Below are 13,864 nucleotides of genomic sequence, written 5' to 3' on the forward strand. Positions count from 1 at the left end.
AAGCAACACCTCATGCGGCAATCGATGTGAAAGCGCCGTTACCATCCGAGCAAAACGCTATCGCCGGCCGCGCGCCGGATGATCTGCGCGTCGTCGAACGGGAATGCGAGCCAGCGCTTGTCCGCATACCGGCGACTCGCATCACGAAAATGGGATGAGCCTGGATCATCCGACTCCGACGTACTCAGGAGCGTGTAAGCCTGCACGCCGCTTGGGGGGAAATCGACGATTTGCATATAACTATTGCCGTGCCCGTGCTCGCCCATCGCTGCCACATGCACGCCGTCATGCGACGAACACACGACCGTAAAATAGCCGGCCGCTGCGCAGCCGCCGTACAGCGGCAAGCGCGCCTCGCCCTCCGGCAAATACAATTTGTCGCCGCGCGGCGCGTCTAAAGCATCGCCACGCTCGATCGTCGCGGCAACCGCCAGACCAAACGCCTCTTGTACCCGCGGATCGCTGGCCCGCAGTCCTGCCGGAGTCGCTAGCGGTGCCCGCGGATCGAACGGCTTTTCGAAAAGGTTCTTCGCGCCGAGCGCATCGATACGGCTCCAAAACTCATCCCATAGGTTTGCGCCACGAGCGCCGGCATCGGCGTCGCCGCGCCAGCGCCGCAGGACCGCGCAAGCGGCCGTTACATCGACGGCTTTGGGGGAATCCAGCGAAGCCCCCGTCAGCGGATCGTGCGAAATCGTCACGTACCCCTGCGGGCAAACCCCGGCGAGCAAATCCCCCTTGAAGAGTTGCGCCGACATCGACGTACTATCGAGCACTCGCTTTTGCAATATCGGTACGTTGAAGCGATGCCCCGGGTAACCGTCCCTCGCCTGAAGGCGCGAATTGACGATCTCATGACCCAATCGGGTACGCAGCGATTGCGCGACGTCCACCGGCCCGAGAATCGCCGGCCCCGCCGGCATGGGCCGCGCCGGATCCGTGAGCCAATAGCTGTCGTTCATATTGGCGGCGTAATGGCCGCTCAAACGCTGCGGCAATTGCGAAAGACCGAGCGTCCGAGGCTCGACGGAATCTGCGTCGCCGTGCCAATCGCACGCGCCGCGCGAGCCGTCCAACACCGGCACGCGCGGCGCGATTTTGCTCCACCGGTCGTCGGCGATCGCTATGCCGCATGCACGCTCGAGCGAATCCGACACGCCGGGAACCGGGCCGATGTCGGCGAACCAAACGCGCGGTTCATGCGCCCCGATCGCGAGCGTATTCGCCCACGGCACGGCGGCATAACGGCGCTGGACGGCAATCAGTTCGGCAAGCGAGCGCGCCTGCGCCCAGCCGAGGTAGGTATCGAAGGCGTGCAGGTTCGAAAGGTTCGCATCGTCGAGCGCATAGGCTTGTTTTTCGGTCCAACGCAACTGTCCCGATAACGCGGCCAGGTTGACCAGCATCCCCGCGCGCGACTGATAAAAGCGGCGGGAAACGCTATGCCGAGCCCCCGACGCATCGGCCACCTCCACGGACACGACGCGGCTTGTCATCGACTCGCGCCGGCCGTCGAACCAATAAGCCGTCGCGTCGCCGGGCACGAGCGACAGCCGGAACAAACCGAAGCGCCGAGCGGTGGACACCGTGTGTGTCCAGGCCACGTCATGGTTGAAGCCAATCACCACGAGGGGAACGCCCAGGAACATCGCGCCGGCCACATCGATCTGTCCGTCGATCTTCATCTGCGCCTGATAAAAGCGATCAGGGCCGGCCCAAAACCAATGAGGATTCCCGAACAGCAGCGCTCGGCCGCTGTCAGTCATGCTGCCCGACAAGGCGAGCGCATTGCTGCCGATCCCTTGCGCACCGCCGATTTCCAGCGCCTGGGCATCGTCCACCGGCGAACCCGCGAGCGCGCCCACCGTCGACTCCCGGGGCGGGCGTTGCTGCGCGCTAGGCGGCAAGGCATGGACGAGCGAGCCGACGAAACGCAGCGCGCCGCCCGCGAGCGATATCTCGATCATGCGCCGATAAACGTCATCGGCATCGATAGGCGTAAGCCATGCCGCGTCTTTGCACGCAACGTGCCGTCCGGGCGCGCGGCCCGCTTGGAGCTCGGCGAGAAAGCGGTTGTAGCCTTGCGCGAAACCGTCGACGAGCCCCTGCAATTGCGGGCGCTGAGCGTTGCGATACGACGCGAGCCGCTCCGGGGTCATGACGAGCTTGAAGAAAAAATCCGAGTCGAGACTATCCGGCTCGCCAAGGATCGAATCCGCATGCGGCCTGCCAGCCAAGGCGCGGTATGCGGAGCGCGTGCCGCGTAAAGTCGCGAAAAGCTCACCGAGCGTGCACAAGTTGTCGGACGCTTGGGCATAACCCACGCCAAGTCCGAGCTCTACCCAGCCGGGCGCCTCGATATGAGGAATACCGTAATCGGTGCGGTAGATGGCGATTTCCGTATGCGCGGCCACGTCTTGCGGCATACCCGGATGCACCGTCTGCGCGCGGCTCGCGAGCGGGAGCATCACCGCCAGTAGGCCAACTACCGGGAAGAGCGCGGCACGCCATGAGCGCAAGCCGCGCCGAGCCTTAAGCTTGGACATCGAGTGCGTGCTCCCCTAACCTCGTTTCGGTGACCCAACGCCGGAACAGGCCGTCCGGCTTCGCCAGCAGCGCCGCCCTGGGGCCCCATTCGACGACGACTCCGCGCTCGAGCATGACGACCGTGTCCGCCGCCAGCGCTGGGGCCAAGCGATGGGTCACCATGACGATCGTCTTTTTTCCTCTAAGACGTAGAAGGTTGTCGACAACGGCGGCTTCGGTCATCTTGTCTAGCGCGCTGGTGGGCTCGTCGAGCAACACGAACGGCGCGTCGGTGGCGAAGCACCGCGCGAGACTCAACCGCTGCTTCTGCCCCTGTGAAAGGTTCCGTCCGTCGTGATGAAGCTCGGTGTCGTACGCGCGATCCATGGCGCCGATGAAATCGGCGGCGGCGGCGATGCGCGCGGCCTCATGCACCGCATCGGCCTCGAGTACGCCGCCGAGGGTGATGTTGTAATTGACACTGCGGTTGAACAGCGTGTCTAGCGGGGTGGCGATGCTGTAGCGAAGGCGCCGGCCCTTGACGCCGTCGGCAAATGCCACTTGTCCCGCAGTCGGTGGATACAGCCCGCACAACAGCTTCAGCAGCGAGGTCTTACCCGCACCGGAGCCGCCGACCACCGCGACGAGTTCCCCCGCTCGAATCGAGAAATCGACCGACTTCAAGATGTCGGCGTGCCCTCCTGGGTAGCGAAACCGCAGCCCACTCACGACGATACGGCCGAAATCGGGCACCTCGGGCACCTCGGGCTCGATATCCTCACGGCCGTCCTTGCGCAAAACATCGAGCAATTCGAGCACTTGATCGACATCGTGACCAGTTTGATGGAGCCGTTGTATCAGCGGCACCGTACCGCGCGCTTCCGACAGCACTCGGCGGAAGATCAGATTGATCGCAACCAAATGACCGATCGACAGGCTGTGTCTGAACACGAGCAGCGAGCCAACCGTGAGCAGTACGATGATGGCGAGCCGCATATAGCCCGACGAGAGTTGCCGCAGCGCTGAAATTCGGCGCATGCGCTGCTCGCGCAGCGTTTGCGTGCTCTCTTGTTGCTCCCGAAGATCGCGCCGGAAAGCCCCGATCTTGCCGGCCATGCGCAGCGTGATTAGCCCATGCACGAACTCGCTCATGCGCCGCGCATCGGTATCGCGCTCCCTCGACTCGAGCTGGTATTGCGCTTTCAATTGACGATTCACGCGCCAGTAGGCGTACACGTAAACAACCGTCAGCAGCACCATCCCGGCGCCGAGAATCCAATTTTCGATGACGACGAACGTCGAAATCGCGACGACGAAAATCGGCACCGTCATCAAGCTGCGATACCAATCGAGGTAAAACGCCACGATCTTATCGATGGAACGCACACGGCGCAGGATCAGCGATGCGGCCTGCTCCTCTAACGCGATCAACGATGCGCCCTCGAGCAGGCCGATGACGTAGAACCTCAAGCGCTCGCTCGCCTGCCGGATCAGTGCCGAAGACATACGCTGATCGAACGTCGCGATCGCCATCTCGGCGAAATGGCCAGCGAACAACGCGAAGGTGATGAACAAAAGGTTGCGTATCGAATGCGTGTAGATCACCTTGTCGATGGTGATCCCGAAAGCGACCGCCGGAATGAGACCGAGAAATGCGGCGATCAGGCTCAGTGCGCTCATCAAACAAACCTGAGCCGTATGCTCGCCGAAAATCTCGGCAAAAGGCCGTGCGAGAAAAGGGGAAGCTTGCTCGCGGCCCCCCGCTAGGCCAGCGGCTCGGGTATCGAGGCAAGCGGGTTCGGACACGACCGCGCTCACGAGCCGACCTCTGACGGATGGGCGTGCGCAACGTCCTTGCGCGGCTCGCCCGACGGCAGCAACCGTTCGATGCGCCGGGCAACATGACCCACGGTTGGGGCTTCGAAGAATTCCCGTATCGACAGCTCGACGCCGAACCGGTCACGGATCCGCGCAATGGCCTGCGTGGCCATCAGCGAATGGCCGCCGAGCGTGAAGAAGTTGTCGGTCATTCCGCATTGGACGCCACCGAGCATCTGGTCGAACAGGTCCGCCAACTGCCGTGCGACGAAGGTATCCGGCACCACATGAGTGCTCCGCAGCAGCGGCGCCTGCACGGCGGCAAGCGCGCGGCGATCGACCTTACCGCTAGTGGTGAGCGGCAGTTCGCTCAACTGCACGAAACCGCTCGGCACCGCATAATCCGGCACGGCCGCTCTCATGTGCCGTCTGAGCGCCGCCGGATCCAGCGCCACGCCCGTCGCCGCGAGGTATGCCGTCAACCGTAGCTCCCCTCCTTGTTCCGCGTGGGCCAGGACAGCGGCCTGGCGAATGCTTGGATGCCGCAACAACACCGCCTCGATTTCACCCAATTCGACGCGCGCGCCACGAATCTTGACCTGAAAATCCGTTCTGCCCAAGTAGTCCAACTGACCGTCGGCACGCCAGCGTACCTTGTCCCCGGTGCGATACAGCCGATCGCCATTGCCGAACGGATTCGGGACGAAACGCTCGGCGGTCAGATCCGGGCGTCCCGCATAACCGCGCGTCACACCTACCCCGCCGATATACAACTCGCCGGGCATGCAGGCGGGCACCGGTTGCATCGCATCGTCGAGGACGAGCGAGAACACGTTAGCCAACGGTCTTCCAATAGGCAAGCGATGTCCGCTCGGGTTCGAGGTGTCGAACCATGTGCTCGTCATCGTGCATTCGGTCGGACCATATTGATTGAAAATGCGCACGTGTTCGCCCATCACCCGCTTCACGCGCGCGCAAAGCTCTCGGTCGAGCACCTCACCGCTGACGAGAATCGTACGCAGGCTCGGGGTGGGCGTGGCGGCCGAATCGCAGAGCGCGCGCAAAAAACTCGGCGTGATACTGAGCAAGCGAGTGACCGCGTAACGCGTGATGTCGGCGCGATACCGCGCAGGGTCGCGACCTTCGTTTCCGCTGACGAGGACGAGGGTGGCGCCGCACGACAACGGCCCGAAGATATCGCGCAACGAAGCGTCGAACGCGAGCGCGGAGACGTTGAGCACGACATCCGTCGCGCCGATGCCGTAATGCTCGATCAAGAAATGCACATAGTTCACCGCACCGGCGTGACGGCCGGCGACGCCCTTCGGGGTCCCGGTCGACCCCGACGTATAGATCACGTAGGCAAGATTCTCTCCATGGAGCGGCGCAAGCGGCGCACCGCAATCGTCCGGGCCGCATTGCTCGAGTGCCGTCGCCACGTCGATCGTTTCCACATCGAAGTCTTCAAAGCGCCCGTGGGCCGCCCCCTCGGTCAATACGAGCCGCGCCCCCGCATTGCGCAGCATATAGGCCAGCCGCTGCGGCGGCAGATCGATATCTAGCGGCAAATATGCGCCGCCGGCCGCCAAGACGCCTAGCAAAGCCATGATCATGCGCGGCGAACGTTCGACGGACAGCGCCACCACCGTCTCGGGTCCGACGCCCGCGCGTTGAAGATACCGCGCGACGCGACGCGCACCGCGAGCCAACTCGGCATAGGTCAAACGGCCGCCGTCATAAATCAGCGCGACGGCGTCCGGGCTTCGCCGCACCTGCAAGTCGAACATCTCATACAGATGCACGGAGGGATACGTATTTGCAACGCCGCTCCATTGCAGGACGAGGCCGGCCTCGTCGCAATGCAGCTTGGACATTAATTCCGAAATCATGGCGCGCGGCGCCGCAACCGCGGCGTCGAGCAGCGCGTGCCATTGCCCGAGCCAGGCCCTGACGGTCTCTGGCGCAAACTGGTCGGATGAAAAGTTCAGTGCCCCCCAAAGCCGGTCGTCTTCCTCGAAAAGCGCGAGCGCAAGGTCGAAACGCGCCGTGCGCGTAGGAATGAGATGCGCCGACGCCCGAAGCCCCGAAATGGGCTCGAACGGCGTCAACGCCGGTTGAAGGATGAACTCGAGTTGGAAATCTCCGTGCGCGGTCGCGCCGCACCGGTTCTCCAGATCGAGCAGCACCTGTGCAAACGGTACGGAGGCGGCTTGTTGCGCGCCTAGTACCGTATCTCGTACCCTGGCGAGCAACTCGTCGAAGCGAGGGTTGCCGGAGAGATCGGTTCGCAGGACTACCATATTCGCGAACAAACCAACCGTGCGCTGCACGTCGAGTGTCGGCCTCCCCGCGAACGGAGAACAGACCATGATGTCGTCCTGCTCGCTCAAGCGTGACATCAAAAGTTGAAACGCCGCGAGCAGTACCGTGTATAGCGTGACGCCATGTGCTCGGGCAAGCGCTCTAAGCGCAACTAGGCGCGACGATTCAATTTGAACGTCGAGAGAGGCACCGCGCAACGAGCGCCGGTCGCGCGGCGCGCCATCGGTGGGGATGGCTAGGCGCTCGGGGGCACCGGCAAGGGCCCGCTTCCAGTACTCACGCAAGCCGTCCTGCATATCGACGCTCGTTGCACCGCGCGCCAGCCATGCGAGATATTGCGGCGCGGGGTCAGCCAGGGCGGCCTCCCTCGCTTCGCCGCCCTCGGCGTAGAGTCGGCCCAACTCGTCGATGATTTGCCGAATCGACCAGCCATCGGCCACTAAATGATGCACGACGATCGCCAGCCGATGAGACCGCTCATCGAGACGCCACAAACGAAATCGGCAAGGCGGTCCGTCCGCGAGGTCGAACGGCTCGCACGCGAAAGCCTCCATGGCGGCACCGATTCCCGCCGGCGTGGAATCGGCCGCCGCCAGACGCACGTCGAACGGCGCCGCAATTTCTTGCAGCACGACACCATCGCGCGTCGCAAAGCGAGCGCGCAATATGTCGTGTCGTCGCACGACGGACGAAACCGCCGCGGCTAGTCGCTCGACGTCGAGTTCTCCGGTCAACGTCAATGCCACGGCGATGTGATACGCGGGGCCGGCGTCCCCCGTCTGTTCGCTCAGCCAAATTCCCGATTGCAGAGCGGACAGCGGTCCTTGCCGCGGCGGCGCCGCCGTCGGCTCTGCCGACGCGGCCGCGTCGCCCCCCAACGCGCGCTGCGCGAGAAGCCGCTCGATATGAACGGCGAGAGCTTGAAACGTCGGAGCGCGGAAGATCTCGTCGGCGCTCACCTCGACGTTCCATTGAGCGGACGCGCTCGCGGCCAATTCGACGACCTTTAACGAATCGCCGCCCTGCTCGAAGAAATGACCGGCGTCACCGTCGACCTCGACGCCCAGCACACGCGACCACAAGTACTTGAGTTGCGTGCGCAGGTCGCCGGCGGGCACCGCCTCGTTTGCATAGCTAACGGCGGATACCGGCGCCCGCCATTGCGCCACCACCTCGAGGCTGCCTTGCTCCCATGCGCGGCGGACGGCGGCGCGCTGGATCTTGCCGCTCGTCGTTCGAGCAATCGTCCCCTGTCGAATGAGTACGACCGCGGCCGGGGCGATCCCATGCTGCTGCGCGACGGCGCTGCGCACGCAGCCGATGATTTCGTCTGTGCCGCCACGCCACGTGCGGCTGATTTCCTGGACTACGAGTAAGGCCTCGCCGCCCTCCGGCGCCCGAAAGGCCGCCGCCGCTCCAGCATGGGGACGCAGTGCGCGATGAGCGCGCTCGACGGAAAGCTCGACGTCCTGCGGATAATGATTTTCGCCATGGACGATGATCAAGTCTTTCAGACGCCCCGTCACGACCAGTTCGCCGTCCACGAGAAAGCCTAGGTCGCCGGTGCGCAGGAACCTGCCTTCGGCCCGTGGCCCGGCAAGCCGCCCCTCGAACACCTGTTGCGATTCGCTCTCCCGGTTCAAGTAGCCGCGCGCCACGCTTGGCCCTTGGACCCAGATTTCGCCCACGTGACGCTCGTCCAAAGCAAGTCGCGTGACGGGATCGACGATGAGCAGGCGCTGACCGTCGGCCGGCCGGCCGCACGATACGAGTTCGACGAGCTCGTCGGTATCGCTGGGTGCGACGGCCCGCGCCTGCTTTTCGAGTGCGGCGCGCGCTACCCGAACTCGGCGCATGCCGCTTTTCGCGGGCCCGCCGGCCACGAAAAGCGTCGCCTCGGCCAATCCATAGCAAGGGAAGAGCGCTTCGCCTCTCAAGCCCGCCGCCGCAAACGAGGAAGCGAATGCCTCCAAGGTTTCGGCACGGATCGGCTCGGCACCGCAAAACGCCACTTCGAGCGCGGACAGGTCGATTTCGTCGAGCGCCAGTCCGGGGAGCTTGTCGACGCAGGCCTGATAGGCAAAGTTCGGCGCACCCGTGAGCGTCGCGCGAAACCGCGAGAGCGCTCGCAGCCAGTCGAGCGGCCTCGCGGAGAAGCCCGCCGGCGGCATCAGTATCACCGGATAGCCGCCGACCAACGGAAGAATCACGCCATTCATGAGCCCCATGTCGTGATAAAGGGGCAGCCATGACAAAGCGAGCGTGCTTTCGCCCACGGCCATGCGCGCCCCTACCCGCGTCGCGTTCTCGATGAAGTTGCGATGGGAGACCTCGACACCTTTGGGCGCGGACGTGGAACCGGAAGTGTATTGGACGATCGCGATGTCGCCAGCCTCCGCGCCAGGCAAGTCCAGCGCTACAGTATCGGCACGCAGCACGACGTCACGGCAGTCGAATACCGCCACCCCGGCAAGCTCCGGCACGGTTGCTTTCAATTGCGCGATGCGTTGCGCCATCGGCGATGAAGCCAGGCACCAGGCCGGCGCCGCGTCGGTCAGAATTTGCGCCAGCTTTTCCGCGGGCTTGGTCGGATGCGGCGGTGCGAGCGGTACCGCGGTCGCACCGGCGTATAGGATGCCGAAGAACGCCCGGACGAAATCGAGCCCGGACGCGTCGAACAACGCCACCCTGCCGCCGCTTGCGCCCTGCTCGATCAGCAGCCGAGCAATACTCAGGGCGTCGGCGTGAAGCTCGCCGTAAGTGATCGACTCCTCGGGCGCATCGGCTTGAGCGCAGTAGCGATAGGCGACGCGGCCAGGTTGTTCCGTTGCGCGCCGCTGGAGTAGCAAATTCAATGTGTTGGTCATGAACATCCTGTCCTGATCGCGTTGGCGCCCGCTGCTACCTCGCGGCCCGTGAAGCATGCCAAAATTTTACTTACTCGTCAGTACAAAATCGCATCGAATGACGATGACGTTCGATTGCGTCGAACGCGCGCGCCGCAAGCCTACCTCGAGAGGTCGTCAAATCCGTGACAAACGCCGCGAATTTAGCGCAACTCCGCGCGTTTGCGCAATTCCACCCGCTCATCGACACAACGCCTTCCGATCGCGTTGACGCAACTTCGATCGCCGTTTATGCTTTCCTCAAGGTCAGTTTTTTGCGTACAGGTCAGTATAATTTAGATCGCCACATCCACTCGTGAGAGGAGTGACGCAATGCATCCGAAACGGCAGCCCGCCGAAGCCGCGCAAAGGCCCGTTGCCCCGCCCGCGGGCGCGACATGGTCCGTGAGCAGGCCTGCCACCATCGGAATCATTGGCGGCATGGGGCCCGATGCCGGCGTGGATTTGGCCGCGCAGTTTCTCTTGGCATGCCGGCAATGGCTGACCACCCGTGGGTTGCCAATCAACGATCAGCTCTATCCGCCGCATCTGCTGATTCAGCGTCCGATCGCGGACCGTAGCCGTGCGATCACACACGGCGGCCCCGATCCGCTGGAGGGAATCGTCGACGCCTGCCGAGTCGCCATCGAAGCGGGCGCGACCACCCTGGGCATTGCGTGCAACACCGCGCACTTGTGGTATCCCCAGATCGCGCTCGCCAGCGCGCCTGCTCGCGTGCTGCACATCGCGGAAATCGCGGCGCAAGCCGTGGCCCGCGGCGGGTTCCGGCGCGCGGCGCTGATGGCCACGGCTGTGACGTGCGCATCGGGCCTGTATCACGAGAGCATGGCGCGCCATGGTGTGGAAGTCGTCGATATGACGCCCGCGCAAAGCGAAGACATCCAGCGAGCCATTTATGACGGCGTGAAGGCCGGTAACTATTCGCTAGCGCGCACGCTTGCCGACGGCGTCGCCCGCGCGCTGCTCGAGCACGCGGAGTGCATCGTCATGGCATGTACCGAACTGCCGCTTGCCCTTCAGCAGGCCGAGTGGCTGGACCGGCGCAGAGCGATCGACGCGACCGCCGCGCTCGCCTTTGCGCTCGCGCAAGAGGCGTTTCGTCCTTGCGAGACCGTCGCCTGATGCGCTTCGCGAGATACTTCGTCACGCGGCCGATCGGCACGGCATTGTTGGCCCTCGCGTTGGCCGTGGCCGGCTTTATGTCGTTTCGCGCGCTCCCGGCGGCGCCGTTGCCCGAAGTTGAATTTCCGACGATCAGCGTGCGCGCAGCCCTGCCGGGCGCCGACCCGGAAACTATGGCGAACGCGGTCGCCACGCCGCTCGAGCGGCGCCTCGGTCATATTGCCGGCGTCAGCGAGATGACCTCGGTCAGCGAAGTCGGCTTCACCCGCATCGTTCTACAGTTTGCGCTCGATCGAGACATCGACGGCGCCGCGCGCGACGTGCAGGCCGCGATCGACGCGGCCAAGAGCGATCTGCCGAAAGACATGCCGCAAAACCCGTTGTACTACAAGTCCAATCCCGCCGATGCGCCGATCATGGTGCTCAGCTTGACGTCAGCGCGCGCGTCGCCCACCGAGATGTTCGATGTCGCCTCCACCGTGTTACAGCAGCGCTTGCTGCGCACGCCCGGGGTCGGCGAGGTAGGCGTGGGCGGCGGGGCACTGCCCGCCGTGCGGGTCGAGCTGGACCCCGACCAACTGACGCAACATGGCATTGCGCTTGCGGACATGCGGCAGTTTCTGCTCGATGCCGCCCCGGCGCGCGCACTCGGCAGCGTAGTCATCGGCACGCGCCAGTATACGATCGACGGCAACGACAACTTGCTGCGTGCGAAGCAATTCGCCCAGCTCTACTTTCGAACGCAAAACGGCAGCGTCGTTCGGCTATCCGACCTCGCGCGCGTGCACGATTCGGTCGAGGACGTACGCAACAGCGGTATTGCGAACGGCAAGAGCGCGGTGCTGTTGATCGTATACAAGCAGCCCGGCGCCAATATCATCGACACCGTCGCGGCGATCAAGGCGCAACTGCCGTTTCTCAAGGCGTCGATTCCCGCCGACATCGACATTTCGCTGATCGGCGATCGGACGCCCGCGATCCACGCTTCGCTGGCCGACATCGAGTTCACGCTCGCATTGTCGATCGGACTCGTGATGCTCGTGACGATGGCGTTCTTTCGCGATTGGCGCTCGGCGATCGTACCGTCGATCGCGTTGCCGCTCGCGTTGCTCGGTACCTTCGCGGTTATGTACGTAGTCGGGTACAGCCTGAATATTTTGTCGCTGATGGCGCTTGCGATCTCCACGGGTTTCGTCGTGGACGACGCGATCGTCGTCGTGGAAAACGTGATGCGTCACGTCGAGCAAGGCAAGACGCCCTTCGAGGCGGCGATCCACGGGACGGCCGAAGTCAGCTTTACCATTTTCTCGATCACGCTGTCGCTGCTCGCGGCATTCATTCCGTTGCTGCTGATGGGGGGCATCGTCGGGCGATTGTTTCGCGAATTCTCCGTGTCGATGTCAGTGGCCGTCGCGCTTTCGATGCTGCTCTCTCTAACGCTCACGCCGATGATGTGCCGCTTGTTCATTCGCGGGCGATCCGATGCCGGGCACGGCCCGGCCCGGGCTGGGCCACTGATCCGCTTCTACGATCGATCGCTGTCGTGGGCGCTCGATCACCGCGGTTTCGTGCTGGCGGTTGCGCTTGGCACGACCGCCGCCACCGCCGCGCTCTTTGCCTTCATCCCGAAAGGCTTCTTTCCGCTGGAAGACACCGGGCGCATCGGCGGCGTTCTCTACGTTTCGCAAGCGAGCTCGTTCTCGGACGTGCACCAGAAACTGCAGCAGGTCATCGAAGAAATCCGGCGCGACCCCGACGTTGCCAATGCGCTCGGGTACGCGGGAACGGGGCTCGTACCCAACAGTGCCACGGTATTCATGTACCTCAAGCCCGAGCAGGCGCGCCACGCGACATCGGATGAGGTCATCGCCCGGGTGCTCAAACGCAGTACGTCGATACCGGATCTGCACCTCTATTTGCAGCCTGCACAGGATTTGGTGCTGGGGGGACGTCGAACCGCCGCGCAATATCAATACACGTTCAGCGCCGAAAATCTGGACGAATTGAACCGTTGGAGCCCGGCCCTCATCCGAGCCGTCCGCCATACCCCCGGCGTGATGCAAGTCAACAGCAATGCGGCGATGGGCGGCCGGCAATCCTTCTTGCAGATCAACCGGCAACTGGCCGCGCGTTATGGCACGGACGTCAGCCGGATCGACGAAACCTTATACGACGCATTCGGGCAGCGCCGTCTCGACGTGCTCTACGAGCCGGGCAACGAGTATCGCCTCGTCATGGAAGCCGATCCCCTGCGGTGGTCCGGCAAGGATGCATTGGCGCGGTTGCGTATCCCGGCCGATTGTCTCGCATGCGAAGCGCCACGCGGCGCCCACGACGAGCGCAGCGAGCCGGCAAGCGCGTCGCTCGCCGCCCTGAGCGCCTTCGGCACCGTGCGGCAGGGCCATACGCCGCTGCTCATCAATCACACCGGGCAGTTTCCCTCCGAAACGATCTCGTTCAACCTCTCGCCGGGCACCTCGCTCGGCGACGCGACACGCGCGATCACCGCGAGCATCGCGAAGCTCGGCTTACCGAGCGGCATCAGCGGAAGCTTCACGGGCTCGGCACAAGCTTTCCAGCAATCGCTGAAGGCGGAGCCGCTGTTGATCGCCGTGGCGCTTGCGGCGGTCTATCTGATTCTCGGCATCCTTTACGAAGATTTGATCCATCCTCTGACCATCCTTTCGTCGCTGCCGCCCGCTGGGCTCGGCGCGCTTTTGACGCTCAGTGCATTGCATATCGAGCTGAGCGTCATGGCATTGATCGGACTCATCCTGCTCATCGGCATCGTCAAAAAGAACGCCATCATGCTCGTCGATTTCGCGCTCACGTTGCAACGCGAGCGTGGACACGATCCACGCAGCGCCATTCACGAAGCATGCCTCGTCCGAGCGCGGCCCATACTGATGACCACACTGGCCGCCCTGCTGGGGGCCTTGCCGCTCGTGGTCGGGACGGGCTACGGCGCCGAATTTCGGAAACCGCTTGGCCTGACCATTGTGGGCGGGCTCGTATTGAGCCAGCTCGTGACCCTGTACACCACCCCCGTCGTGTTCTTGATGCTGGCGCGCATCCGCAAGGCGGGACACTCGCCCCAAGCGGCAACCGGTTCGCCGCCTGGCATTGAAGAGCGCTGACCGCTCGTACTCGTGCTTTCTGGCCGTTGGCCT

General features: G+C 63.9%; 5 protein-coding genes. 2 read left to right on the forward strand and 3 right to left on the reverse strand.

Annotated features, from left to right (window positions below):
* Positions 1-38: 38 nt before the first annotated feature.
* The 3 genes from DXT59_RS26365 to DXT59_RS26375 form a co-directional block, all read right to left on the reverse strand.
* Positions 39-2,546, reverse strand: coding sequence for a penicillin acylase family protein (locus DXT59_RS26365; RefSeq protein WP_116140836.1), 2,508 nt, complete (start codon positions 2,544-2,546; stop codon positions 39-41).
* A complete protein-coding gene (locus DXT59_RS26370) occupies positions 2,533-4,206 on the reverse strand; it encodes an ATP-binding cassette domain-containing protein (protein ID WP_116140838.1) in 1,674 nt (557 codons plus the stop codon). The genes DXT59_RS26365 and DXT59_RS26370 overlap by 14 nt, the downstream gene beginning before the upstream one ends.
* Positions 4,207-4,340: 134 nt before the next feature.
* A complete protein-coding gene (locus tag DXT59_RS26375) occupies positions 4,341-9,533 on the reverse strand; it encodes a non-ribosomal peptide synthetase (RefSeq protein WP_162878253.1) in 5,193 nt (1,730 codons plus the stop codon).
* 351 nt (positions 9,534-9,884) lie between these two features.
* On the opposite strand from DXT59_RS26375, the gene DXT59_RS26380 reads away from it, so the two are divergent.
* Together DXT59_RS26380 and DXT59_RS26385 are read left to right on the forward strand one after the other, a co-directional pair.
* The gene (locus DXT59_RS26380; RefSeq protein WP_116140843.1) at positions 9,885-10,694 is read left to right on the forward strand and encodes an aspartate/glutamate racemase family protein; all 810 of its coding nucleotides are present in this window, start codon (positions 9,885-9,887) and stop codon (positions 10,692-10,694) included.
* The gene (locus DXT59_RS26385) at positions 10,694-13,831 is read left to right on the forward strand and encodes an efflux RND transporter permease subunit (protein WP_116140845.1); all 3,138 of its coding nucleotides are present in this window, start codon (positions 10,694-10,696) and stop codon (positions 13,829-13,831) included. Before DXT59_RS26380 ends, DXT59_RS26385 begins: the two co-directional genes overlap by 1 nt.
* Positions 13,832-13,864 lie beyond the last annotated feature (33 nt).

It is taken from the genome of Trinickia diaoshuihuensis, from assembly GCF_003390925.1.
Classification (GTDB): domain Bacteria; phylum Pseudomonadota; class Gammaproteobacteria; order Burkholderiales; family Burkholderiaceae; genus Trinickia; species Trinickia diaoshuihuensis.